Origin of the sequence: Blautia sp. OM06-15AC (assembly GCF_003481425.1) — a bacterium.
GTDB classification, from domain to species: domain Bacteria; phylum Bacillota; class Clostridia; order Lachnospirales; family Lachnospiraceae; genus Fusicatenibacter; species Fusicatenibacter saccharivorans.
In genome coordinates, this window is record NZ_QULD01000003.1 from 318836 (window position 1) to 345144 (window position 26309).

Sequence of the window (26309 nt, forward strand, 5' to 3'; positions counted from 1 at the left end):
TGAATAGATAATATGTTCTTACAAATCTCTTGTTCAAAAATAAATTTTTTTCAAAAAAGCGTATGGATTTAAAACTTCCATACGCCTTTTTATATTCCGCTCTTCAAATTGTCTAAAAGTTGACTAAAAATATATCACCGTTCATATGATGCAATAATTTCTTTGCTATCTGCTGTTTTATAATCAATTGTTCCCAAATTACCAATCAAGTCAAATGTCATATCTGCATTAACCTGCAATTCATCTTCAAGTTTGACTGCCGACGGCTCATCTTTTAGAAAAACTGTTAATCCATAAGGCTCTGTTTCAGACTGTATCTCTATACTGTCATATGAGTATCCCTCTGGATACTCTTGACCGCTTACAATGTTTATAACATTTGAAGAATCTCCTACATAATCTGTCTTATACTGCGATAAATCAGGAATTTCGTACAATTTTTCTTTTTTTCCGCACGCTGAAATCAACATGATTGATACGGCAACTAACATAATTGCAAGTACTTTTTTCTTCATAGAAACACCTCCCGAAATCTTTATTCAACACTTTTCGATTTGAGTAAAAGCCCAAGGGACTTTAATGTCCCTTATGCTTTTCTCTTTTCTTGCGCCGTTTCAGTTCAAACATGCGCTGCTCTTCTGCCTCTTTTCTCTTGCGGCTTTTCTCTTTGCGTTCCTGCTTGTTCTGTTCCTGCTGTAATTTCAACGCCTGTTGCGATTTTGTACCAATGCCTATTTCCAGCATCTGCTTCTTTGCTTCCCGCTGCATCCGTTTCGGATTTCTTTTGATATCCTTTACAACAGTTTCAACAACCGGACTGAATTTCAAACTGAAGTACCACTTTTGAATATATTCCTGTACTTCACAATCTTTTGGCTCTGCACCAAATGTTACCTTTGCCGCAGATAGTTTACCATCTTCGATGCGTTCAAAGATCCCCACCCAAAACGGCTCCTCAAAAAATACTGTCAGCTTTCCATTTACTTTGTCCATAAGAATCCCTCCTAAAATTGATTGAACAAAGAATGGACAACCCGGAGGGGCAGGTTACTTACCCTATTTATATAGGACGGCCGGGCTACCTACCGGCTCTGGCACATCAAAGATGTACGTTGCGTTTTTATCTTTGCTTTTATAATCAAGCCATATGGCACGATTAACTTAATTCAGAAACTTCTAAGTTGCGTTCATCAAAAATATTCTTCTTACTTCATAAGATTCTATCTTTTGTTCAAATCATACCATATGATTAATGCATTTTCTATATACTTTCTTTATAATCAGCAAAAAGCCTCGAAGGAGCTTTCCACGTTTTAAATGTACACTAATTCTCTTAACACAACCTCTTCTGCATCATTCCATATTTCCCATGAAGAATGTTGTAAATTAGTACTATCCACAACGATAACAGGTAATTTAATTATTCGTATTTTTTCCCGATAATGTAAATCGAAATTACCATACCACCTAATATCATAATTAAGAAAATTTTATTCAAAATATCCCATAAAGCTATATTGAAACAATTGATTATTATAATACCTGCAAGAGGATATAGAACAACCGTTGCAAGTGTCCATATTTTTAAAGTTGTGCAGATGTACATCCAATTTCCGTTGTTAAAGGATAAACCAACTAGATGTATTCTAAAAATTCCTTGTGAAACATAATTTATCTTGTTTGCATCATAATATGTTGGTAATATGTCTTTGGCAAAGAAACAAAACCATGCACCAAATAAAAGCATTAACCCTGTAACCAGCAATATATCATCTTTCATCTCAGCTATTGAATTCCCAGATACGACTAACATAATAATTTCTGTAATAGATATTAAAAAGCATAGCAAATATGCTAATATCCAGTTTTTTCTATGCTGATGAATAGAATTCCTAACAGCCATATCGAGAGAGCCTACTACCAATTCCTCGACTTCTTTTGTATCAATATTTTTCTGTGTATCTATTTTTTCTCCACGTAACAATTCTGTAACGGTAACATCTAATATATCAGCTATTGGTATGAGTAATACGACATTGGGCATACTAAGACCGTTCTCCCTTAATTAAAGATATTGTTGGGTAAAAAAGAAAGGTCAGTCGATTTTGCCGATGAAGCGGTAGTAGATTTCTACTTCCTGTTCACGGCTTCCGTCCTCGCCCTTGACAGCTTCGTGGACGGTTATTTTTTCAATTAGAGTGTTCAGAAGTTCGGCGGTCAGCTCCACAGGGTTGACATACTGTTTCATTAGGGCAATCCACTTTTCAGCATCCGCTGCGGTCTGTACGGCGGCTTCCATCGTTTCGTGAAGCTGTCTTATTTTTGCTTCAAGCTCCTTTTGCTCGTTCTGGTACTTCTCGGACAGCATATTGAAGTTATACTCGGTTATGCGTCCGGCAGACCAGTCCTCATACATTTTAGCAAACAGCCCGTCAACCTCGGCTTTACGCTTCTCTGCCTTTTTCAGCTCCGCAGCCTGCTTTTTCTTCGCAGAGTTTCTTTCCCTGTCGCTGGCATTGAGCAGGCGTTTCAGCAGATTGTCCTCGTCTTTCTGTGCCAGCATAGACCAGTATTGCAGTCTTGCAAGCACATAGGCATACAGTACATCATAGCGGATATAGTGCATGGAACACTGGCGTAATCCCTGCCCGTTCTTGCTGCAATGGTAGTACCCGTATGGGTTCTTATTCTGCTTGTTTTCCCCATAGGCTAAAGACCATCCGCAGTCTGCACATTTTATCAATCCTGCGAAAATCTGTGTCGTACCGTTTCTGCGTTTCCTGCGTCTGCTTGCAATCAGCTCCTGAACTTTTTGGAACACTTCTTCAGAAATGATGGCTTCGTGGGTATTTTCCACACGATACCATTCTTCCTGCGGCTTCCGCACCTTTTTCTTGTTCTTGAATGAAATGTTGCTCTGCTTGTTGTGAATGCTGTGACCGATGTAGGTTTCCTCTTTCAAAATGCTCTTGACCTGTGCTATCGTCCACGCATAGGCTTTTTCTGCGGGCGCACCGGCGTAGATATTGGCGAAAGTCCCGTATCTTTCATAGTTCAGCCAGCCGGGGGTAGGTACTTTTTCCTCCACCAGAATCCGTGTAATGCTGGCGGCTCCACGCCCGTGTACAGCAAGGTCAAAAATCTTCTCTACAATCCAGCGTGTTTCCGGGTCGATCAGAAGATGACCTTTTTTGTCCGGGTCTTTTACATAGCCCAGCGGTGCATAGGCTCCATAGTGTGCGCCATTGGCAAATCTTGTGTGCATGGCAGCCTTGACCTTTTTGCTGGTCTGTCGGGCGTGCATTTCATTCAGGATGTTTAAGAACGGTGCAAGCTCGCTTTCTCCGTTGATGGTGTCCACATTGTCATTGATGGCAATGTAGCGTACTCCCTTGCTGGGGAAATAGATTTCCGTGTACTGACCGGTCAGGATATAGTTTCTTCCCAGACGGGATAAGTCCTTTGTGACAACGCAGTTGATTTTCCCGTCTTCGATGTCATCAATCATCCTTTGGAAACTTGGACGCTCGAAATTTGTCCCACTCCATCCGTCGTCAATGTACTCGTCTACAACGGTCAGCCCATGCTCTGCGGCATACTGTCTAAGCATCATGCGCTGGGTCTGGATACTGCCGCTTTCCCCCTGTAATTCATCGTCACGGCTCAATCTCAAATATAGTGCAGTGTTATAAATCGTTGTATTGTATGGTTGTTTCACGGTTAAAAATCCTCCTTCTAAAAGAAACAACCCACGCTTATACAATACTCGCTGGTACAAGTATATCATAAGCGTGGGCTGATTGACAGTCGTTATTCCGTATTTTTTCAGGAAGCGGCGGCAGCGTGCTGGATCACATCTTCCAGCAGGCTGTCAAGCGGCTTCCCATCCTGTGCGAAATGCTCCGATACCTTGATACGGACTTTCCCCATGACAAAATACTGGGTGCCGTCTTTTTCGGTAAGCAGGGTGCCGCTGCTTTTGTTATTGCTCTCGTTTTTGCTTTTTGCCATAGGCAGTTACCTCCATAAATGAAATATGCCCGACAAGGGAATGTCAGACAGGTGTACAGCCGCAGACTGTCTCCGTGTCAACCAAACCGTGTCAACCGGCAGAAAAGACTTTGAAAACAATCCATAGGCGCTCTATTATTACTTTTTACTTTTTCTTTGATTTCTTGGTTGACATGGTTGACAAAGGAGAGAAATGCCCCAAATATCAGGCTTTTCCCCGTCAACCGGCTGTCAACCAAAGCGTCAACCAAACTGTCAACCGGTGGCTTTTCAGAATGGAAGTTCCATTTGCCGGGCTTCTTCTTCCGTGATTTCCTGAAAACCGTCCCCCTCCGGCGGAGCTTGGTTGACACGCTCCCAGCCTTTTTGAGAACCGTATTTCTTATACCGCTTCGGGCTTTTGTAGGCTACCCAGCCCTGTATGATGCCGCCCGCAATGCCGGTATTCATAATCTCGCAGATTGCCCGTGTCTCCCAGTCTGCCGGGGAATTTAAGTTCCCCAGCGCTTCCTCATAAAGCTGCTTGGAACATACCCTGTCGCCGGTGTAGTCCTCCAAATAGGCGTAGATCATGCCGGCCTGTGTGTCTTCCTGCATAAAGTCCTGCTGGTGGGCGTTCAGGTATCGGTTCATTTCCATGCTGAATGACAGCTTATACTTCCCACTGCGATAAACCGTCATGGCTTCCGCCCACATCTGTTCGATATACGCCCTCGCCGCCGCTTCATCGTCCAGTATGTGAACCTCCGCCCGTTCCGGGTACACCGTCACGGGGAGAAAGCGCCGGTTGCCGGTGCGGTCACGGGGCAAAAAGTCCTGCCGGTTGGTCGTCCCTCCAAATACACATTGCCGCAGCCGGTCTGCCGGATGTGTCTCATACGGCACTTTGTAGGTTTCTTTCTGGCGGCTTAAGAATGACTTGATTTCCTCAATACTCTTGGCGTTGGCTGTGGCAATCATCTCCGACATCTCGATAATCCAATGCCCTTGCAGCTTGCGGTACACATTTTCATCGTCCAGCTTTTTCAAATCGTCTGAAAACCATTCGTCCCTGCCTGCCAGCAGCCGGAAAAAGGTAGATTTCCCGGCTCCCTGACCACCAACCAGACAGAGCATGACCTCAAACTTGCTCCCCGGTCTGAATACCCGCCGGATGGCTCCCATCAGGAACAGTTTCAAGGCTTCATAGGTGTATTCGTCCGTATCGGCTCCCAGAAAGTGATGCAGGGCGTAACGGATGCGCTCTGTGCCGTCCCATTGCAGGCTGTTCAGGTAATCCCTGACTGGATGGTAGCGGTTTTCATTGGCAACAATCTTGATGGCGCTCTGCACCTTTTTCTCGCTGGTAAGCCCGTAATTTTCTTCCAGATACAAAAGCAGGTAGTTCATGTCCATGTCGGTCAGCGTGGTACTGGTGCGCTCCCAGCCCAGCGGCTTCACAATGTCAATCTGCTCCGTCAAAAGGTTCAGGCGCAGCGCCCCGCGAAACAGAGGGTCACGCTGGAACACCGTCAGGCAGTTTCGGATGCTGTTCTTCACGCCGCCTTTCTGCGTCCCCTCTAATGTTTCCCGGATTTCTGCCGGTGTCTGCGCCGGTTCCATTGTGTCCATCGTCCTTTTGACCGCTTCCTGCGTTTCCGGCGGCAAGCTCTGAAATTCGCTGTTCAAGCCGCAACACCTCCTTTCCCTGTGCGGCGATCAATGCCGCTTTTTCTTCTATTTCTCCGTATAACAAAATATCCAAAAGGTATTCTGTGTAGCTTATCCTCTGCAACGCTTCCACAAAAAGAGGATGCCAGATGGCATCCTGCGGCTGTGGGGCGTGTGCTGTTTTCCAATGCTCCAGCAGGCGCAGATAATCGCATAGCACCCGGAAACAATACCGTTCCGTTTCCTGAAATCTCTGCTCCGCTGATTTTTGTCGGGGCTGTGACCTGTTGTGACGCTTCCTATCTGGCGGCGCATTGCCGGATTTCTCATAGGAAACGCCGAAGTCCTCCGCAAGCCTGACCGCAGCTTCCCGTTTCCCCAATCCATGCAGCAAAGCGGCAAAGTCGATCACATCCCCGGAAGCCCCGCAGCCGAAGCAGTAAAAGCGGCTGTCCACTTTCATGCTGGGCGTGCGGTCATTGTGGAATGGACAGCAGACCATGCCGTTTCTCCCCACCCGGATTCCATAGAATGAAGCAGCCTGCCGGGTGGTAACAGACTGTTTCACCGCTTCAAATACATTCAAATGCTCCCTCCATAAAAATACTGGTAGCGGTAAAGCTGCCGGTTATATCATAGCTCCATCTCATGTTTCTTTCTCTGTACTGCCTGTGGCTGCTCCCTCCGGCGCAGTGCGGTATCTACGGCGTTCTGCACCTGCCGTAGCCGTATGACTTCCTCCCGGAGTGGCTTGTGCTGCGGAGACAGTTCGGCATACTCTGTTTTTAACTGTGCGTATTCCTGTTTCCATGCTTTCAGGGCAATGGGTTTTCCGTCCAGTTTTTCTTTCAAAATACGGCGGGCGGCATAAAACAGCCGTAACTCCGCATCGTGGGATGTTTCAAATTTCTCCCTCTGTTTCTTAAACTTGATATTGTTCAATTCCGTATGAACAGGTTTTAGCCGCTGGTAATTCTCGCCCTCCCGTATCAATTCCTGCAATTCCTTTATCCGGGCAGATTTCTTTTTCATGGAGTCGCTTAACGCTTCAAATTCTTCGTTGACAGAGGAAAGACGCTCCTGCAAATCCTCTAATGTGAGCAGCTTGTTTTCCGTCAGATAATTGACGGCTTCGGCAAACTGCTTTAAGTTTCCGGTTCTGGCTTTATTGCTCCATGCCCCTGCGTTGCGCTGGTTGTAATAAGCGATCAACAGGTCGGCAAGGCTCGGTGTCTGCGGTTTGGAAAGTTCTTCTTTTACCTCTGCCATCCAGACAAACAGGGCTTTGATCTTCTTCCTCACATCCTGCATGAGCCGGTTGGTGGCTTTAATCCAGCGGTTCAGTTCCCCTTTCTCGGTGCGGATGCCCTTTGCTTCCATCTGCCGGACATTAGCTCCCTCGTGGACAGTAGGTATCAGGTCAAGCCCCTGCCGCACATAGGAACGGTGGTCGATACGCACATCCAGCCCTTTTTCCTCAAATTTTGTATTAACGGCAGCCGCCCACTGCTCCCGCCAGTGTTCCAGCGTTTCCGGCTCATGCCAGTCTGTTGTATGGACAGCGTTAAACATATAATCGCCGTTTTTATCCCGGATTCGGTTTCCATCTTCATCAAGAAGATATTCCCGACGCTGTTTTTGTCCCCATGTGCCATCCGGGTTCAAAGGGCGCATGGTTGTCATCACATGAAAATGCGGGTTAGGGATGCCGCCGTCCTCTTTCTCCGGGCTGTGAAAAGCAAGGTCGGCAATCATGCCTTTTGTCACAAACTGCTCCTGTACGAACTTCCTCGCCAGCTCCATGTTTTCTTCCAGCGTCAATTCATTCTGCATGGCAATATCAAAGGAATAGGCAAGCTGTGCTTTTGGATGTTTCTCGCAGTTCTCCACAGCATTCCAGAGGGTCGCCCGGTCAAGATATATTTCCGGCGCATGGGGCGGCAGCATGATTTCCGAAGCGATCACGCCGCCCTTTTTGGTGTAGTCGCTGACTTCTCCATAGTAGCTGCTGTAAAGACGCTCCCCGGCTCGATAGGCTGCGCTGGCAATGGCGCTCTGACCGGCGCTGCGCTTGATCTGTGCGATTGAAAAATGATAAAGTGCTATCCTTAGTCACCGCCTTTCTCCTGCCCGGAAATACGGGCGTGGTTCTCTGTGGCAGACCGGATGAAATGCTCCGCCTGCGGCAGATTCAAAATGCTTTCCATGAGGGAATAAAATTCCGCTTCGGATAGCTCCTTTGTCTGTGGTGCAATGCTCTCAATAGCTGCCCCACGGGTAATCAGCCGGTGCGTCCTCTGTTTCCGGGAACCGCTTTCCAGATACGCCTGCCGGTTTTTCAAACGCTGCATTTTCCGTTTTTCCTGTTCCAGCAGGACAGTGGTTTTTTCATATTCCTGCTTCAACTGTTCCAAAGATTTTTCCATGTTCTCACATCCTTTGCTGATAAGATAAAGAAAGACCATCCGCAGACAGTCCGTGTGTCAGTGCTTCTATAAAACCCGATGAAAAGGGAAAACCGCAGAGCGGATTTCTCTTTGCGGCGGGTACACAGGGGATAGCCGCTTTAGCGGCGCAAGGGGGTGTAGCCACCTTGTCGGAGCGAAGCGAACGCAGACCTCGGATTGCTGATTTTATCAGCGGCAGAGGTAAGCTCCGCAGGACGCACGATACATGGTCTTTAGACTATGTATAGAAGTGCGCCCTTAGTTCCTAAGGGATTTTGCCGTTTCCGGCAGTCTTGTCCTTTTTCTTGGAACGCTTGGAAAGATACTTCGGGCAGTCAACCACAACCGCCCGGAAGCTCTGTTTACATTCGTGCTGGCATTTCCGGCACAGTTCGTTGTAAGTGATACGGCTGCGGTCATTTAAGAAGAAAGACCATTCCAACCGCCGCTTGTTACTCATTCTTGCCATAACCGGCTCCTTTCTCCGTTTCTATCTGATGTACGCAGATAGGCTGTTTTGATGTAGCGTCTCGGTATCATTTTTAAGTTTTTTTCCCTCTGTATGCCCCTTTGGAAAGTGCGGCAGTATTGCAAGTCAGGGAATGATACCTCACGCTTATTTGTCGCTTCCCGGTACGGTTTCGGAGCCTTTTGCCATCCATTCAAAGAAAGCAATTTTGCTGACCTTGATAAGTCTGCCCCTGCGGAACGCTGGAAAGCCGGGTGTGTGTACCAGCTCATAGGCGCTCGCTCTTGAAATTCCCATAATCCGCTGAATGTCCGCCACATCCAGAACCAGCGGTAAATCCTCGTAGCTGTTCAATCTCTTTTTATCGTTCATTCTGTTCCTCCCATAAATCAAATAGGTTAAAATGCTTCCTGTTGCCGTTCTCCCCAAAAGCCGTTTTCCTGCCCCATTCCTGCGGTGTTTCCCTGCATTGGTGCGCCGAATGCGTCACTTCTCCTGCCGGTCATATCCCTTTTGGACGGTCATTCACTTGTCAAGGTACTGTGCGGTACGAAATTACCAACCGCAATCATCATAGCGTACTATCCTTGACAAAACAATGATTCTGCGATACCATGAGTGTAACGGATATAACTGAATTATATAATTACCATAAACAAAGGCAGGGGATAGGGATGGAGAATCAGTTTATACGGCATGAGCCATGTTTTGAGAGGATTTTGTTTGTCCTGACGCTGGACAGGAAGAAAATGAAAGAGCGGATTTTGATTGGGGAAGAACAGCAGATCCGCTTCCGTCTGAACGGGAGCCAAAACGCAGAGGTGCTTTGTGATATGACACGCCCACTGGGAACTTTTTTGATAAACTTTGAGCGTGACACGGACAGAGACTGGAACTTATACGGGCTTTCTCCGCTGCGGCAAGCTCTCCACTCCAACCGATGGAAACAGCCGGAGCTGGAGCAGGCGGCAAGCGAATTTCTTTGGGAGAAATATCTTAGCAACGACCCTCTGAAAATGTATGTGGCGTTCCGTATCTGGAACAGCTATCTGCTTGCCAGAGAACCCCGTGACCGTAACGCTGCCTGTGACCGCTTCATGGATAAAATGAGCAGACTGACCGGGGTATTCCAAAACGAAACCATGAGCTTTGACAGGGAGACAGGAAAACCGAAACAATTTCAAGCTGGCAGCCTTTATTTCAAAGGCGCACCGTCAGAAGATACCCGGCTTGACCTCTGGTTCCCGGACAACCGGCGCACAGAAGAATGTGTGTCTGCCTATGCGTCCCTCTACCCGTTGATTACCTATTATCTGAACAGGCTGAATGACTGGGGGCTTTGCTTCCGGCGGTGCAAGGTCTGTGGAAAATATTTTCTGGCAAAGAGCCAGCGGTATGAGCTGTGCAGCGACAAGTGCCGAAAAGCACAGGCGCTTCAAAACAAGCGGGAATTTGACGAGAGGTCAAGAGAAAATAACTATGACCTGCTTTATAAAAATGAATGCCAGAACTGGCGCAACAAAATAAACCGGGTAAAAAATACCGCAGGCTTTCCGGCTGACCGTCTGGAAAAAATACAGGCTTCCTTTTCCGACTTTAAGAAAGAAGCCTTACAGAGAAAAAAGGCTGTAAAAACAGGAACGGCCAGCCCGAAAGAATTTACGGACTGGCTGTATCAGCAGAGTAATGTAATTGTTGAGCTGACCGAGATATGAAAAACTTTCTATCGTCAATTTCGCATTATTGCAATAACAGATTGCTTCTTCCATGAATGGTAATATTATCATCAAACTTTTGGAAGAACTATAAATGTCCGAGGTGCCTTTGATTTCGACAAAAAAACAGGCTGAATTGTTACAAAGCTCGGACATTTCAAAAATTTTTTGAGAAATGGCGAAAAAAGCGGGGCAGCACACGCCGCCCCGCCGATCCCATACGGTTATTCCATCGCCCGCATTTGTTCGATCAGGGATTGCTTTTTCTGTCTGCGGATTGTCCATACAGACAAGATCAGTTCCATTCCGAACAATACCAGAATGAACAGTCCCATTTCCAAAACCGGGAATTTGTAAGGCACTACATTTCCGGCAAAAGCTCCTATACTCATTTTTCTGCAAGCAAAGATGGAAGCCGGAAGCCCAACGATCAGCGTCGCCAATGTTGCAAAGAGCGCATAGCACAGCCCCTCACAGATGTTCATTTCACATAGCTGTTTTTGTGTTAGGCCGATAGAACGCAGAATACTGTTTTCCTGCTTTCGGGCTATCTGGTTAGAGAGTGTCGTATTGATAAGGTTGATAACGCCAAAGAGAAATACCAACCATGAAAGTATCTCCATACTGCCAAACGCAAAAGAATTTGTCATTTCTTCATATTCAATCACTGTATTGATTTCATCTAAGGCAATATTACTATGGCTGGCAACAATATTTTTCAATTCAGCTCCCACATAGTCCGTTTTTTTCGGATCGTTTACAATGCTCCATGAATAGTCGAAAGAAGCGATTTCCGGGTGCAGTTCATGGAACAATGCTTCTGGTGCGAAAAAGAGTACTCCATCGAGGGGCAGTTTTCCATGCCCGGAAGGCGTCTTGTTGGAATCAAACAATCCTGATACAGTGACGGAAACAGGCGGTTGCCCCTCTCCAAAATAAAAGTCAACTGTTGAACCAACACCCATATCCTCATTCTGCTTTAGCACATTATAGTCAATTACAATACTACGGGAATCTTTTGGCATCGTTCCTGCTGTCAGAGCCGCTTCAACTGTTGCATAATTCTGGTCGGTCAGCATATCACACATACCACCGCTTTGGTAAATGTCCGTCTTAAGGGTTGCATAGAGAGATTGTCTGCTTGGAATTATATCTGTAACACCATCAATAGATAAGATTTCCTGTTTTAATTCTTCATTCAACGGATTTCCCGCTGCCATAACCTTTTCTTCTGTCATTTCAGAATCCAAATAAATTTTATAGTCGCCGTCCGGGAAAAACCGTCTTGCAAGCGCCTCTGGAGAACGCAGCAAAACAATGGAGGATACCACAAGCAGAATAATTCCGCCCAAACTCAATGAGGCTACAATAGCAACGGTCTTTTTTCGGTCACGCTTAAAATTCGCAATTCCCATTGAAACAGGATTGAGCTTGATATTCTTTTTTCGGCTTCGGATGTCCTTTTGTGCCGGGGTAAAACGGACGGCTTCAATCGGGGAAATCCCTGCCGCAATTTTTATCGGCTTACGGATGGAAACAGATACCATGATCCAACTGCTTATGAGTGTCAAAATAATCGTTGCCACATAGGAAACAGCATTAAATCCCTTGGGAAACAAAAGAAAACCGCCGCATACACCCAGCACTGTACCAATCAAAATCCCGATACTGCCGAGTTTACGCCCCTCCCGCTTTACAATCCGCTTGATTTGCTTTGGCGTTGCACCAATCGTCCGAAGCTGCCCGTAGCTCTTGATTTTGTCATTGATGGAGATACGGAAGATACTCTGGATCACAATATAGCCGCCGATCAGAACAATGGCAATCACGCCAGCCATCAGTGCAAAATCAAAGGATTTAGAAGCATAGGCAAAATACTTGCTGTTCATTTTGGGCATAGGAAGCTGATATTCCTCCGCAATCTCCCTGCAATAAGAGGTCATCAGTTCTTCGCCCAACTGGTCGCTGTTTTTGAAATGGACATAGGCGCGATAGCCAGTCGGGTCAAACCCTTTCCATCCTGTCAGGGCAGCGTTGGAAAGAATGATAGCGCAGGTATTCGCTTCTTTTTCATTTACGCTGTCCATAATGCCGGTAACGACATAATCACCATGAAAACTCTCTGTATCTAAGGTCACAGTGTCCCCGATCTTGGCATTGTTTCCATAGGTGGAAAGAAAGTATTCGCTTACAACAACTTCATTTGCTTTTTCAGGAACCCGGCCCTCTAACAACTCCATCTGCGCCTTGGTAATCTCCATCATTTGCGCGTCGCAATACACATAAGACGCATGATAGCCCTGTTCTGAAAGCTCCTCACCCAGCATATAGTAGCCGCCTACGCGCTCAAACTCCGGCAGTCCTTTCAGGGTTTCAATGTCGTTTTCCTCTACGCCCAGCCAGACCGCCTCATAAGTATCGACAACCTGATTGCGCTGCATTTGTGTCAGGGAGGTAGACACAATTCCCGTAAAGCAGATCAGAAATGCCGCCAGCGCAACGGCAATCACCACCATCAGATTCCGGCGCTTCTCGCTTTGCAAACTTTTCTTTGCCAGCTTCTTTGTAATGGCGCTGGTATCATTCTCAAAAGGCCATGTCATAGCCTGCCACCTCCTTACTCCACAATCTTGCCGTCCTCAATGCGGACAATCCGATCTGCAAGACGGGCTATGTCGTCATTGTGGGTAATCATCACAACAGTTTGCCGGAACTCTGCACTGGTGCGCTTGATAAGCCCCAGCACCTCGGCGCTGGTCTTGCTGTCAAGGTTGCCGGTCGGCTCGTCGGCCAGCACAATAGCCGGTTTGGTAATCAGGGCGCGTGCGATAGCCACACGCTGCTGCTGGCCGCCGGAAAGATTGTTCGGCATATTTTTCAGTTTATCTTCCAGCCCCAGCAGGTGAACGATCTCGTCCAAAAACTTCTGATCCACCGTGTCCCCGTCCAGCTCCACCGGCAGGACGATGTTCTCATACACATTCAGGATAGGAACAAGGTTATAGTTCTGGAAGATAAAGCCGATGTTGCGGCGGCGGAAGATGGTAAGCTGTTCGTCGTTCATTTTCGACAGCTCTTTGTCCCGGACAATCACATTGCCGGAAGTAGGGGTGTCCAGCCCGCCCATCATGTGAAGCAGGGTGGACTTGCCCTATCCTGTCAAGTAATATCCAAAAAAAATATTGAATTTACACAAAAAGAAAGACTGCCTATTTCAGCAATCTTTCATAATAGTTTGAGTTAATCAGAATTACTCGTCTTTTAAAACAATTTTCTTCTCCACTCGATATTTAACCCCATCTTGAAAAACATAATTGTATTCCAGCTTCTGAATATCAAACCAGTCCGTAAAATATGTCAATTTAGGATAAGTATCCCATAAATATTCATCTATATAATCATATCCATCAGAACTGTACTCCATGTTTGGCCCACAAAAAAATACATAACTTTTTCCTCTCCCTACACTGCTATTAAAACATATTCCGTCATATCCTAGGCTTCTTATATATTCTGCTATAACCTGAGTTGCTACATATTCATAGGAATGATCCTCTTTTTTATCATCCACTGGAGAGGTTATCTCTTTAATAAATGCATCAAGAAAATTATTTATCCAACGTAAATCATGATCATATTCTTCGCTGAATATACTTTTGGTAGTAACAAAAGCAACTTGAGAAAAATCAATAATTGTCAATTCTTCTTTTAATACATATTCAGCAACCATTACTGTTGCATCTTTATATCGACATTCTTTATATGCCGTTTCTCTATCTGATGCAACATATAGATATGAAATACCTGCTGGACTCATTCTATTTGTTGTTGCATATTTAGGGGGTGCAGGAGCCATTTCTTTGTAAACCCCTGCATAATCCAGATCATGTAATTTCTCATCGTTCAATTTCCTTGCTCGATAATAAATCGTTCCTGCTTTTATAACAGTATCATATTCTAAAATATATGGTACTAATTCTTTTAAATAATCTCTTCTCTGGCAATCCTTATCTATATCAAAGAATCTATTATAGTATTTTGTAATATACTTGAAAAATTCCCATGTATAATACATTTTTGTTGCCTCAAGGCCATATAAATCATCTTTAAGTACCAAATTACAATTATCTATATCTTCAAATACATCTGATTCCCCTTGCTTTTTTTCTTCAAAACTTAACCCTGAATCTGAAAATATATCTTCCAATATAGTCGTATCTATAACAGCCTCGTTTAAAACATTTTCTTCTTCTACTAAAATATCTCTGATTGAATAAGGAGCTACACTCCTTCCTGTCCGATTGCAATATTGTTTCTCTTCTGAGTCCCAATACGCCCCTGTACCATTTTCTATATCTTCATACGCTTTTTTTAAACACTCTCGGATATAGGCTCCTATTTCTCCTGTAGAAATAATATTTACTCCATTGGAATTACAATAATCACATTTTCCTACATTCCTCTCCGATAAGATATATTCTTTTAAATACTTATTAGAAAAACATTTTTCACAGCAATACCTCATATCGTTCCCCCGATATTCTTATAAATTTTATTTATATCTTATCAAATATTACTAATCATCACAATCTTATTTATTTCTACTATCCTTGTTCTCAATCTACCGCTGTTTCTGTTGCATTTGAAAGACAAATTTTCCTTTAATATCCTGTCCCTGCATTTCCATCTTTTTTATAAAGATGTGCTGCTGGCTGTCAGTTTCATATTGAATTGCCACACCAAGACCCTTCTTCATAAATGCGGCAACTCCCATATCTACAAAAACCTCCTGCCCTTCTTTCTTCTGAAAACTGATTTTAGGAAAAACCCCTGATAATTTTTCCATAACATACCGTTCCATTTTTTCCAAGCTCTCAAATGGCATAGCCTGTATCCTTTGTAATATCTCCTGCAAACGTTCCTCTCTCATAACACATTTGCAATGATCTACACCAAACACCATAGCAAGGCTGTATCCACAATCCCAGGATACATGTATCTGTCCGCCATCATCTACAAACTGTACAGTTCCTAAATCACCGGGGCTCAGTTTTACATACGGATCAGCTTCCATATCTTCCAACTCTACCCGACACCCCGGTGGGTACATATTTCTTAACACAATTCTTTCCGCATTACTTATCACTGTTTTCTTCCTTTCTCCAATCCGGCTACCGTCCCAAAGACTTCTCTGGAACATTTCCCTCCAACAAATACTCTCTTTCTTTATTCCATTCCAGCACCTTTTCCATAGCAGCTTCCAATTGGTCTTCTGTCGGTTCTCTTGTATAGGTTCTATATTCCTGAAAATATTCTTCCAAGGTGTTCTGCTGTATCTCCAGTTCCTCTTTATCATAACAATCCGGCTCTTCCAGATCCTTCAACTCCTGCAAGATTTCCCAGCATTCCAAAACACTGTCTATCTCCCGCATTTCAAGCAGATAAGATAAAAATGTTTCCTCTGGCATAATACTGAAATAGCACCGGTCAAACCATTGCTCAATATACATGCGTTCATCAGAACCATTGGTATGTGTACCATAAATCAAATCTGCAACAAAGTTTTCAAACAGTTCACCGATTGACAGCCCAACTTTTCCAGACTTCCTACAGAGTTCTTCTACTTCGTCTTGATATAACCTGATAGAAATGGTCCGCTGCAGGCTTTTTTCATAGGGCTCTATATCCTCCCCTGCCTCACAAAAATGCAGATGGGTATCCATATAAATGTCTTCCATATCGCAAAATCTCCGGCTCATTGCTACATAGTCTTTATTTTTCAAATCCCACTCCAGCCGGTAATGATGTTCTCTTGCGTGTTCTTCTAAGTCTTTTCTTATGATGTTTCTGGTCGCTTCCGGCAGTTCTGCAATAAAAATGCTTGTATCCGGAACCGCCAATACTCTTTCTTTTACCACATTTGTCCTCCCTGTTTGTAAGCATTCCTTGCCACTGGCTGATTCCCCAGTACATCCATATAGAGGATAATTCCCTGCGGGTCCAGATGTACGGTAATAAATTTCTGTATTTCCTGTAACAGATCATGATCAGAAAACCCAGCCTGACAGCCTATAAAATTCCTGATTTTTTCTACAATATCCTGTTTCCGGAACTCTTGCAATACCAGAATCGGAATCGTGTGCTGACCTCCCATAGCATCATAGGGCAACGCTTTCCGCAATTCTTCCAAGAGATACCTGTAATAATCAACTACCACCTGGTCTGTTTTCCACGCTTTTTCCTTACAATCCCGGAGTAAAAAATCATACTCTTTTTTTGCCTGTTCCATTTCTTTCAGAATTTCTACTGCTTCCACAGAACAATATCCTTTCTCTTCTATCAGTTCCATCAGTTCTTCCATAGAATATGTTTCAAGATACATGGCTCTTCCCCCATCTTCTTTGCCAAATTTTCTCCTAATACAAAGAAGAGGAAGACACCGTAGCGTTTTCCTCCTCTTTTATGAAATCTTCTTCTCTACTGGAATCCAAGACAATAAGCTCTCCCGGTTCTTTCTTATCCTATTGCTTCCAGAAATTCGTCCCTGTATTTCCATACAATTTCAATATGTTCCGGATCATAAAAATTTATGACTTCAATCAGCTCATGCAGAACTTCATAAGACAGCTCTTCCAATCCCTTATATTTTACAAAAAGTTGCAGTCCCTCTGATTTCTCCTTTTGTTTTTTCTCCTCCCCTTTTAAAATTCTTGCTTCTATCTCCTGTATCTTTTGCTGATAAACTGCTGTCTTCTCCATACAGGTTTGTTTTCGTGCCAGGTAATCTTTCAAAGAAATCTGTTCTTCTGCATATTGTTCATACAGTTCCATTTTCTCCTGTTTACGAAGCGCCAGCTTCTTTTCATATTGCTTTTTTCGATATCGGAGTTTCGGAATATTCAAAGTCTGATTGGCTTTCTTTAACTGCTTTATGGTATCCTCTGCAAGGGTTACCTGCTGTCTTATCATAATTAGCACCAGTTCTTCCAACTCTTTCTGCTTATATTTCTTTGGATAACAGGAAGCATTGGGGGCTGTCGTAACACTTTTACAATAAATCGGCTTTTCTTTGTATTCTGTCCGTATCCGCATTTTCCGACCACAATGTCCGCAACGGATCAAACCTGAAAAAATATTCTCAGAAGACGGTGTCCGCCCATAATATTTTCTGTCCTTCTGTACCATGTCCTGGATCTTCTGAAGCTCCTGCTCCGTTACAATCGCTTCGTGTCCTCCTTTTACGCAAATCCAATCCTCTCTTGAAATATATCGGTACTCTCTTTTTGACGGAACCCTGGTTTCTGTTTTCCCTCTTACCGTCAGTCCTGCATAAACCGGATTAAACAAAATCAGCTTTACTAAATTTCCGTCCCAGAATTTCACAGATTTCTTTGCTTCCGGCGCCCAGCCTTTCCTTTGAAGGTATACGGTAGGTGTTTCAACTTCTTTTTTATTCAGGTCCCTGGCAATGTCTGCATAGGTCTTTCCTTCCAACCTTTGGTCGAAAATCCCCCTTACAACGGAAGCTGCCTCCATATCCAGATGAAGTTTTGTATGAACACCGTCATGGAAGCAATATCCGTATGTTGGGATTGAACCATGATATTGTCCCATTTCAGCCTGTTTCCTCATAACTTTTTTGATATTGTTGGAACAAATCTGGGGATAAATCCCATTGATCAGGTTCTTAAATTTAATCTCCGTATCCTTTCTTTCGGAAGGTTTCTGGCTGCTGTCATAAAAATCATTGATTGAAATGAAACGCACCCCAAGGAACGGAAATATTTTTTCGATATAGTTTTGTGTTTCTATGGTATCCCTTCCCAGGCGGCTCAAATCTTTGACAATGATACAGATTCGTTTTCTCCTGGTAATCAGCCCCATCATGCGCTTAAATTCCGGGCGGTCAAACGTTGTACCGCTGTAACCGTCATCTACAAAGAAGAAAAACTTTGCCCCTGCAAACTCCGGCTGGTTTTCTACAAAGTGCTGAATTAAAAGCCTTTGATTTTTAATGCTGTTGCTTTCCTCCATTTTTTCTTTATCATCTCTGGAAAGACGCAGATAAGCAAAAACAAAATCACACTGCATACGGAAGACCTCCTTCCATATTGTCTAGTTCTTTTTCCAGCTCCTTTTCAAATAAATCCCCAAACCAGAACACGATTTCCACATAGTCTTTGGAATATACCGTAATCTTTTCAATAAAGCGGTCCGCAATTCCTTTCTCTATCTTCTGAAATCTTTGGTACTTTAGAAGTTCCTCTGTCCAATCCATTCTTGCCTTCACCTGATCTAACAGGTGCTGTCCACGAAGCTGTATCTGCTTCATATTCTGCCTGGCTGCTTGCTGTTCTTCCTGATAGATTGATTTAATCTCCTGATATTCCTTGCAGTCCAACAGCCCGGTAGCATAATGCTCAAACAAGGTTTCCAGTTTTCTTCCATATTTCTCATACTTCTGTCTGGCATTTTTTATTTTTTCTGCTACCTCCTGCTCCAGCTTTTGATAAAACTCTGCACCATAGGTTTTCTTACTTTCTACAGCAAGCTGGATCTGGTAGCGGAGTGCTGCCTTGACTGCCTGATTGATGTAAATTTCATTCACCGTCCGGAAACATTCCGTATGATCTGTAAGGGAAAAGGAAGGGCATTTATAAACCATATATTTGTGTTTCTCATTACCTCCGCTCCTGCTTCTTCCAAGACGTCTTCCGCAATGCCCGCAGAAAATCCTTCCCTTAAAAGGGCCATCTGCCCCCTGTTTTTCTTTTGGGTTTGCAGCCCAGTTATCCAACGTATCTTTCCAGCGTTCCTTTGCAATTTCCTGTGCTTTCTCATAAATCGCCCGTTCCACAACTGCTTCCCAGGCATTTTCACACACTTCCCACTGCTCTTTTGGTATCATCTGAAGGGGAATATTCTGCGCAAGCATCTGTTTTGTTTTCCCATAAACAGCAGCACCTATATAAAAGGGGTTCTGTAAAATCTTCCTGATACCGTCTGATCTCCATAACCGCCTTTTTTCCGGCTCCTTTCCCTGTTTCCTTTTCTGGTAGCTGTCCTCCGGTCCTAATACCTTTTTACCATTCAGTTCCCTTGCTATATCATAGCTTGACATTTCTTCAAACACATACCAGTAAAAAATCTGCCGGATTATTTCTGCTTCCTCTGGTTCCGGCACCAGCTTCTTACTGTTTTCCTCTGCTCTTTGGTATCCATAAGGAGGTCTGGAACCCCAAAACTCTCCCCGTTCCCTGGACAGCCGGTGCGCCTGTACCAGTTTCTCTGAAACTTCCCTGGCATAATAATCATTCATAAAGTGTTTCAAAATATTGGTGGTCCTGTTTTCTACACAAGCTGGGTTTGCGCTGTCATATTCGTCCATAACGGAAATAAACCGGATATTTAAGGTTGGGAAAATCACATCAATCAAATCTACAGCATCTAAGGCGTCCCTTCCAAACCGGGCAAAATCCTTTACAATGATGCAGTCAACCTTTTTATTTGCCACATCTTCCATCAACTCTTCAAATGCGTCCCTTTGGAACGTTGTACCTGTCACACCATTATCCGCATAGACTTTTACCACCAGCATTTCCGGGTGTTTCTTTGCGTAGTCTTCACAGATCTGTTTTTGGATATAAATGGAATCTCTTCTGCCATGCCCTCCGTCCTTTTCGGAAAGCCTTACATAAATATAGGTTCTCAGATACTTAACTTCCGGCTTACTGTTTTGTCTTTTCTGTCCTCTTTTGCTTACCTTAGGCACTTGCTTCCGCCCCCTTTCCTTTCAGGAAGGCTTCCACACGCTGATCCGGCTTTGTCCTGTTTACTGTTTCCAGCAGTCCCAATACCTTTTCAAATTCATCTTCAAACCAAAAATGAATGATAATGCGCTTCTGCTCATATACCTCAATCCGTTTGACCAGATTTACCAGCATTAAGCGGTCCACTTCCGTCCGGTCCCGGTATTCCAGAAAATATTCCAGCCACTCCTGCTGTTTTTCAAGGGTTTCCTGCAAGTTTCGGATTTCCCTTTGCTGGCACTCCATTGCCTGCCGGATTTCCTCTAAAGACTGGTCATACTTTGCTTTGAAGGTTTCAAATTCTGTCCGGTCCAGGATTTCTTCTGCAAAACTGTCATACAGTTTTACTTTAATGTTTAAAATTCTCTGGCTCTCCTTTTCCAGCATCTCCAGTTTTTTGTCTTCTTCCAAAAGCCGCTGTCTTGGGATTGAGGCAGTTTTTACATACGCCAGTATCTCCTTCAACTCCACCAGAACAGAAATATAATGCAGGATTGCTTCTGTCACAGCCCCTACCAGTTTTTTCTCACTGATACTATGGGAACTGCACTGCTTTTCATAAAGGGACGTCGAACATACATAATAGTGGTGGACTTTATCTGGGCTTTTCAGTACCATGCTTTCTTTACAGTCCCCACATTTTACCAGGCCTGAAAGAAGCGCTAGCCCCTTTGCACCTCTCATGGTATCCATTTTCATCAGGTTGCCCACCACTTCATATTGGTGTCTATTGATAACCGGCTCAAAAGCATTTTCATACCGTATCCACTCAGCTTCCTCTTTGTGGATCACAACCTTTACTTTATGGTTTGGCGTTGTGGTTTTTCCCTGTATCAGCACTCCGGTGTAGCGTTCATCAAGAAGGATACGACGCACCATAGTTGGCATCCAGACCGGTTTTTCCGTCAGACGGAACCCTGTCTTTAATTTCTGTTTTAAATATACCTGCTTATACCGAAGAGGCGTCAAGATCCCACGCCGGTTTAATTCTTCGGATATATCCGTCAGGCTGTAGCCCTGCATTTTCATGTGGTAAATATCCCGTACAACAGAAGCTGCCACTTCGTCCATGACCAGCTTATGTTTATCCTCTTCGGATTTCAGATAACCATAAAAAGCAAAAGGCGCTACACACTGCCCGGCTGTCATTTTGACATACAAATGGGAACGCACACTTTTGGAAGTATCCGCAGGGTAAAGGTCATTGATTAAACTTTTAAATCTCAGGGTAAGGAAATCACGATTTGGCGTGAGGCTGTCATAATTGTCATTGACAAGGATCAGGCGCACACCCATTTTCGGCAGGATACGTTCCACATACTGTAAAACACCGGAAAAGTCCCTTCCATAACGGGAAAGGTCTTTGACAATAATACAGTCTGCTTCCCCCTCTTCCAGCATACGCAGCATTTCCTGAAAACCGGGGCGGTTAAAGTTTGTGCCGGTATATCCATCATCTACACATTCTTTTACCACCTGAATTTCAGGGTGGCTCTTTAAAAAGCTATGGATTAGTATCCTCTGGTTTGATATGCTGTCGCTTTCCCTGTTATCACCATCTTCGTCAGAAAGGCGCAGGTAAACAACCGCACGATAGATTTTTTTAAGTATTTGATTTTTCATTGTATTCGCTCCTATCATTTAGATTCGTCAGCCGATTCCCTAAATGATAGAGGCTACTGGGTCCTTGCCATCATCCTACCATAGTCCAGAAGGTTTGTCCACCCTGTAATCTGCCAACAATCCGCTTTCTTCCCTATCCCTGTCGTGGCTTTACCATTTCATCTGCACAAGGCTTTGCATGGCTTCCTCTATGGTACGGTTGGTAGAAGCAAACCCAATCTTTATGGTGATCCCCTTATATTTCAGAAAATAAGGGTTCTTTCCGGACTCCAGGATTTCCCGGACCTTCTCCGGTTTGCTCTTTTTTACATCAATCTTCAGTTTCTCTACATCTTGTATCTCTTTCGGGTCAATGTCCTCAAACGTCATTTCCCGCATCTTCAGCAGTTCTTCCCGCGAGAGCATTATATCCCTTCCCTGGTACAGCAACTGCACAGATACGCATCTAAGTCCTGCTCAAATTGTTCCTGTTTCTCCCAGGTGTGCATTAAATACTGTTTCAGTCTGGCATAATCTAAAATCCCATAACCGATACAGTCTATCTGCACCTGAAAAGACTGGAGCAGTTCCATAGTCTGTAAAATTTCTTCCGGACAATAGGATAACCTGCTAAGCCCGGATACCACAATCACATCAATCATGCCTTTTCCTGCAAGCACTGCCAGCCTCTGCCAGTTTTCTTTTTCTATGGAATTACCACACCCTACACCTTCCAGTAAAGTAACCACATGGTATGTCTGCTGTTCACAGTAATGCAGGCTTTTTTCTTTTTCATAATACAAAAGCCCGGCACATGGAATGGGAATATCCAGATACACTGCCGCCCGCTGGGGACTGTTCCTATTTTCTATCTCTTTTTTTCCTTTGCAGATCCATGCAGGGAATAACATTCCTCCCTGAAAGATCTCTTTATCTTCTGAAAACAGTTTTTGTAACATCTCTCTATTCATTGCTCTGCCTCCTCTTTCTTTGGCTCCTGTTTTCATTCCAGGGCTATAAAGAAACCGGCGTTTCCCCATAGCCCTAAAATGAACCCATTTTACACACCATACTGGCAGGGCTTTCCCTGCCAGCATGTTTTTTATTTTCTCACCCCGGTGTGAACGGGAGCATGTAGGACCGGCCCGGCTGGCCGCCTGACACCCTGCAGCACCCTTTCCCGCTGCAGCATGTCCCAGACGCTACCCTGGTTGCAGTGTTTTATGCAAAGGTATCATTATCATTCGGCTTTCAGACTGCCTGCCACCCACAGCCTATGTCCGGGCGCTGCTCACACTTTCCCTTCATCTTCTACGATTCCTTGTTTGATCCGCTTCTTTTCTGCCTTACCTGCTGCCACTGCGGACAAGTGTATCTTCGCACAGCTCATGACCCTGCATCATACAAAATAGAATGTGCCGAAATGTTTTGTGTCCTTTAAGATATTTCTATAGATTAGCGTCAGAAATGACACGTTTGTTTTAAAAAAATATCACCATACTGATATTCAGTTTTCAAGGTTCTTCCCGGCTGAAAACATCAGCCTGCCAAAAGACACCATAACCCTGATGTGTTTTGGCAGACTGTTTTCGGTCTGCATTTCTCTTTATTTTTTTAACCGGATAATCATATCTGCCCAAAATTCCGTACATGCCTGCCGCATCAACTCCAAAAGCCGGTCTTCGGTAATTCCCGTAATCACGTTCTCTTCTTTCTTTTCCGGTTTTGGTTCCGGTACTTCCAGTGCTTCCTCCCGTATCTTCATTGTGAGCATGGATAAGGAAGGGGAATTGGCACAGTTGATAAAACCGATATAATGGTTCACCACATCATAATCACCTCTGCAGCTTCGGACAATATCAAACGCATGGCGGATTGCCCGTTCTACCCGCTGCCCTGTCGTGCCATGTTGCTGGGCCACCTTAAAATACAGATATGTCGTTTTAATCTTGCTGTCTTCTTCCAGAAGCAAAACACTGTCTACAATATAGCCAAATCCTTTTACATTGGCAGGCATTCCCATTTTAAATAATACTGCTTCCACCTTTTCTCTTGATAACATTTCCCTTTTCCTCCCTATCTGTATTCTCACTTCCTGCTGTCTTGCTGATATTTCTTTAGCCCTTTCTTAATTCCCTCTATGGAATAGATCAAAAGGCTAGTTTCTCTTTCATCACAATCCTGTACCAGATACCAGATTTTTTCCTTCAACATCATATCTTTTTTCGCTGTACCCATGTGTATAAAGTGTTCTTTTATGGGAATATCCATAGCTTCCAACAGCCGGATATAAGTTTTCATTCCCATAAGTCTGGCATGTGTTTCAATCTTCGCCAGATGTGATACGGAAATATCTGCTTTCTCTGCAAGCTGCTCCTGAGTCAGTCCCCTGGATTCCCGCAAGGCTTTTATGGCATCTGCTACAATATAAAGTTCATTCTGCATTCTTTTATCTCCTCGTTGATTACAGGCTCTATTATAATTACAAATCCTTTCCCTGGTAATGGACTATGGAGGCAAGATTTCCCAGTTTCATTACCATTTCTTTCCTTTTTTGGTTTTAGAGATTTATTATATCTGAACGAGTTGAAAACGATTTTTGCACCATTTACGAAAAAGCACTGCATTATCTCTTCAATTAGGCATAAAAAAGGAGAGAACGTCACATATCGACTCCTCTCCAATAGCTTCTATTCATCTAAGATATTTGCCAATACATAGGCTTACTTTTTTTTTCTTTCCAGGAACCTCCGTATCTCTTCCACACTATCTAATATGGGAATGAACGGGGCAGACGGGCTGCATACTGGATCTTGACTGGACAGTTCCAGTGCATTAATAAATGCTTCTGCCTTTTTGGGGTCTTCAATCACAAGCTCTGTAAGGATACTTGATGTAGCCATATAGAAAGCACCTCTTTTCTCTCATATCTTAAAAAATTCTTTCGTAAGAAGATCCTGCAGTATTTTCTATACGCCAAGACCTGTACTCTCCATTTTTATTTATGTAGTAAAGTTTGATCCAGCATGTTTTTAATTTCATCTGGAAGACCGTCTACCGTTGCATTTTCATCTAAAAACAGTAAATTTGTATATTTTTTCGCATCATTCGGCGCTGAAAAAATATGAGTTACTGTATATGCTGTTCTACTTTTAGAAAAGCAATCTTCATCTCGCAGCGATTCTACTACAAAGCAATCGCCCTTTTGCTGCCCCTTATCATCATACTCTTTATTTAAGCATAGAGTAAAATTAAGATCTGTTGTGCCAAACTTATAAGTTCTCGTGTCTGTGACAATCTCTTCCAGCATAAATCCTTCTGAGCCAGCCAGCATTGCAATCTGTCCGATATGCTTAATCTTACGCTTACACAATGAAAAAGGGTGCTGCGGTGTAAAAAATATCTGCGAAGCCTGAAGCATTTTTTTTGCTGCATAACTATAAAACTTTTTTGCTGAAAGGTTCGTGGCCACACCTGTCAAGTGCCTAAAATTGGCAGCTTTATAAAGCACCTCAATATATCTGCCTTCAAATACATATAGAAATCTTTTACCTACTAAATGCTTCCTATACAGATCAGCAGCTACTTTAATCTCCTGTACAATTTTCTCTCTATCCTGTTGTTTTCCCATCTATCTTTTCCCAATCATCACTATAGTATAAAAAAACAGCACTGGACAACTTTTTTGTTATCCAGTGCCCATAATCTTAAAAAGCGGTTTTATGCTGGCTGTCAGCCGCGACATCCTTCCGAATGTCTAAAATGTCGCCGGTATCATTGAGTCCCCGGCGCGGACTCACCGTATCTCCCTGGTGTGGGCGTAATACCCTTCCGAGTATCAAATAGTCCCAGTAATTACCCTGCCCGGGCACAGTACAGCTTTTACGTGCCGCTACACGAAACCTTTTGGCTTAATTATATTATATGCGATACCCTAAGAAATATCAATAGTTTCCACAAAAAATTGATTGGTTGTATCTTATTATAACCCGTTACTTACCGTTTCAATAAACGCTCCCTAGAAGCTGTATCCAATACTATTTTATGAAAATCCAGCATTGCGTGCTCTTGCATCAGTTTCTCACCAAGTTTCACAAGAGGATTGGTTTCCCATTCCGAATCAATTCCTGTTTGATGATAGTATCTTGCATAAGCAAATCCCTCAGCTACCGCATCTGAATTTTCAAATATTCCCACTATTGCATCTGTAAACTGTACAATGATTGAGCTCCCAAAAATCCCCTGCAATTCTTCCGCATTCGCATCATCATATTTCTCTACATCAAAAGACAAAGAGAAATCATACGTATTCTCTTTTCCGTCTTCTGTTTCATAAGAAATTGTTCCAAAAATATCTCCCTTGCCAGACGGAAGTTCGATTGACTCTGAAAGCTCTAATTTATATTCAATGTTATTGAACACTGTCGTTGCTTCAAACATTTGTGATATACAGGTACCTTCTTTTTCATAAATATCTTTCTGTAAAAAGGAAATAGGATTATACTCCATATTTTCCCATATCTGTTTTCCCTCCACTGTCCGTTTACACAAGGAATCTAAAAGCAACATCATTGTTTCCTGATCTATTTCTTCATATACGTTCATA

At 43.6% G+C, this 26309-nt stretch carries 26 protein-coding genes and 1 pseudogene; 1 reads left to right on the forward strand and 26 read right to left on the reverse strand.

The annotated features are described in order from the left end of the window. Positions 1-134: 134 nt before the first annotated feature. The 11 genes from DXB83_RS06790 to DXB83_RS06840 all read right to left on the reverse strand — a co-directional run bounded on the left by DXB83_RS06790 (position 135) and on the right by DXB83_RS06840 (position 8949). Positions 135-515 (reverse strand): DUF4825 domain-containing protein, encoded by a 381-nt coding sequence (locus tag DXB83_RS06790; RefSeq protein WP_118137847.1) that lies wholly within the window; start codon positions 513-515, stop codon positions 135-137. Between the two features lie 61 nt (positions 516-576). Beyond that, a complete protein-coding gene (locus DXB83_RS06795) occupies positions 577-993 on the reverse strand; it encodes a YjdF family protein (protein ID WP_019160999.1) in 417 nt (138 codons plus the stop codon). 427 nt (positions 994-1420) lie between these two features. After that, a complete protein-coding gene (locus tag DXB83_RS16875; protein ID WP_243037616.1) occupies positions 1421-2044 on the reverse strand; it encodes an XRE family transcriptional regulator in 624 nt (207 codons plus the stop codon). Between the two features lie 51 nt (positions 2045-2095). Then, a complete protein-coding gene (locus tag DXB83_RS06805) occupies positions 2096-3718 on the reverse strand; it encodes a recombinase family protein (RefSeq protein WP_118109718.1) in 1623 nt (540 codons plus the stop codon). Between the two features lie 107 nt (positions 3719-3825). Next, the gene (locus tag DXB83_RS06810) at positions 3826-4011 is read right to left on the reverse strand and encodes a hypothetical protein (RefSeq protein ID WP_005362436.1); all 186 of its coding nucleotides are present in this window, start codon (positions 4009-4011) and stop codon (positions 3826-3828) included. Positions 4012-4281: 270 nt separating this feature from the next. Further along, positions 4282-5622: a virulence-associated E family protein gene (locus DXB83_RS06815; protein ID WP_009321442.1), complete on the reverse strand. Its 1341-nt coding sequence runs from the start codon at positions 5620-5622 to the stop codon at positions 4282-4284. Further along, positions 5507-6247, reverse strand: coding sequence for a CHC2 zinc finger domain-containing protein (locus DXB83_RS06820; RefSeq protein ID WP_014079457.1), 741 nt, complete (start codon positions 6245-6247; stop codon positions 5507-5509). The genes DXB83_RS06815 and DXB83_RS06820 overlap by 116 nt, the downstream gene beginning before the upstream one ends. Before the next feature lie 47 nt (positions 6248-6294). Beyond that, positions 6295-7767: a MobQ family relaxase gene (gene mobQ, locus DXB83_RS06825; protein WP_074104019.1), complete on the reverse strand. Its 1473-nt coding sequence runs from the start codon at positions 7765-7767 to the stop codon at positions 6295-6297. Positions 7768-7769: 2 nt separating this feature from the next. Next, entirely contained in the window at positions 7770-8087 is a 318-nt protein-coding gene (locus DXB83_RS06830; protein WP_008816380.1) for a DUF3847 domain-containing protein, read from the reverse strand. Between the two features lie 286 nt (positions 8088-8373). Further along, a complete protein-coding gene (locus DXB83_RS06835) occupies positions 8374-8577 on the reverse strand; it encodes a hypothetical protein (RefSeq protein WP_004614949.1) in 204 nt (67 codons plus the stop codon). A gap of 147 nt (positions 8578-8724) precedes the next feature. Beyond that, positions 8725-8949 (reverse strand): helix-turn-helix domain-containing protein, encoded by a 225-nt coding sequence (locus DXB83_RS06840; protein ID WP_005362423.1) that lies wholly within the window; start codon positions 8947-8949, stop codon positions 8725-8727. Between the two features lie 302 nt (positions 8950-9251). On the opposite strand from DXB83_RS06840, the gene DXB83_RS06845 reads away from it, so the two are divergent. Next, a complete protein-coding gene (locus DXB83_RS06845; protein ID WP_008816376.1) occupies positions 9252-10292 on the forward strand; it encodes a DUF6076 domain-containing protein in 1041 nt (346 codons plus the stop codon). Between the two features lie 224 nt (positions 10293-10516). Here DXB83_RS06845 and DXB83_RS06855 read toward each other — a convergent pair whose 3' ends face one another. From DXB83_RS06855 to DXB83_RS06930, 15 genes and pseudogenes are all read right to left on the reverse strand, one after another. Beyond that, on the reverse strand, positions 10517-12895 hold the full coding sequence (locus tag DXB83_RS06855) for an ABC transporter permease (protein ID WP_118697381.1): 2379 nt from the start codon (positions 12893-12895) through the stop codon (positions 10517-10519). Between the two features lie 14 nt (positions 12896-12909). Then, positions 12910-13443, reverse strand: a pseudogene (locus DXB83_RS06860) (ABC transporter ATP-binding protein); the annotation flags it as partial. Between the two features lie 99 nt (positions 13444-13542). Then, positions 13543-14817 (reverse strand): RES domain-containing protein, encoded by a 1275-nt coding sequence (locus DXB83_RS06865; protein WP_055172460.1) that lies wholly within the window; start codon positions 14815-14817, stop codon positions 13543-13545. A 96-nt stretch (positions 14818-14913) separates the two neighbouring features. Continuing rightward, on the reverse strand, positions 14914-15492 hold the full coding sequence (locus DXB83_RS17370; RefSeq protein WP_117689899.1) for a DUF4314 domain-containing protein: 579 nt from the start codon (positions 15490-15492) through the stop codon (positions 14914-14916). Further along, positions 15464-16030, reverse strand: a complete 567-nt coding sequence (locus DXB83_RS06875) for a hypothetical protein (RefSeq protein ID WP_147399371.1) — start codon at positions 16028-16030, stop codon at positions 15464-15466. Before DXB83_RS06875 ends, DXB83_RS17370 begins: the two co-directional genes overlap by 29 nt. A gap of 173 nt (positions 16031-16203) precedes the next feature. Next, a complete protein-coding gene (locus DXB83_RS06880; RefSeq protein WP_117467675.1) occupies positions 16204-16674 on the reverse strand; it encodes a hypothetical protein in 471 nt (156 codons plus the stop codon). A gap of 134 nt (positions 16675-16808) precedes the next feature. After that, positions 16809-18383: a recombinase family protein gene (locus DXB83_RS06885; protein ID WP_117689897.1), complete on the reverse strand. Its 1575-nt coding sequence runs from the start codon at positions 18381-18383 to the stop codon at positions 16809-16811. Continuing rightward, positions 18373-20064, reverse strand: a complete 1692-nt coding sequence (locus tag DXB83_RS06890) for a recombinase family protein (RefSeq protein WP_118697382.1) — start codon at positions 20062-20064, stop codon at positions 18373-18375. Before DXB83_RS06890 ends, DXB83_RS06885 begins: the two co-directional genes overlap by 11 nt. Beyond that, the gene (locus DXB83_RS06895) at positions 20057-21724 is read right to left on the reverse strand and encodes a recombinase family protein (protein ID WP_158555571.1); all 1668 of its coding nucleotides are present in this window, start codon (positions 21722-21724) and stop codon (positions 20057-20059) included. Before DXB83_RS06895 ends, DXB83_RS06890 begins: the two co-directional genes overlap by 8 nt. 150 nt (positions 21725-21874) lie before the next feature. Continuing rightward, positions 21875-22129, reverse strand: coding sequence for a DUF6870 family protein (locus tag DXB83_RS06900; protein WP_072448128.1), 255 nt, complete (start codon positions 22127-22129; stop codon positions 21875-21877). Next, positions 22129-22674, reverse strand: a complete 546-nt coding sequence (locus DXB83_RS06905) for a recombinase family protein (protein ID WP_158555572.1) — start codon at positions 22672-22674, stop codon at positions 22129-22131. Before DXB83_RS06905 ends, DXB83_RS06900 begins: the two co-directional genes overlap by 1 nt. 635 nt (positions 22675-23309) lie before the next feature. After that, entirely contained in the window at positions 23310-23765 is a 456-nt protein-coding gene (locus tag DXB83_RS06910; protein WP_117689893.1) for a sporulation initiation factor Spo0A C-terminal domain-containing protein, read from the reverse strand. A gap of 26 nt (positions 23766-23791) precedes the next feature. After that, positions 23792-24148 (reverse strand): helix-turn-helix domain-containing protein, encoded by a 357-nt coding sequence (locus DXB83_RS06915; protein ID WP_117689892.1) that lies wholly within the window; start codon positions 24146-24148, stop codon positions 23792-23794. Between the two features lie 553 nt (positions 24149-24701). Then, positions 24702-25334 (reverse strand): PBECR4 domain-containing protein, encoded by a 633-nt coding sequence (locus DXB83_RS06925; protein WP_026648508.1) that lies wholly within the window; start codon positions 25332-25334, stop codon positions 24702-24704. Between the two features lie 365 nt (positions 25335-25699). Then, on the reverse strand, positions 25700-26308 hold the full coding sequence (locus DXB83_RS06930; protein WP_117689889.1) for a hypothetical protein: 609 nt from the start codon (positions 26306-26308) through the stop codon (positions 25700-25702). Between the last annotated feature and the right edge of the window lies 1 nt (position 26309).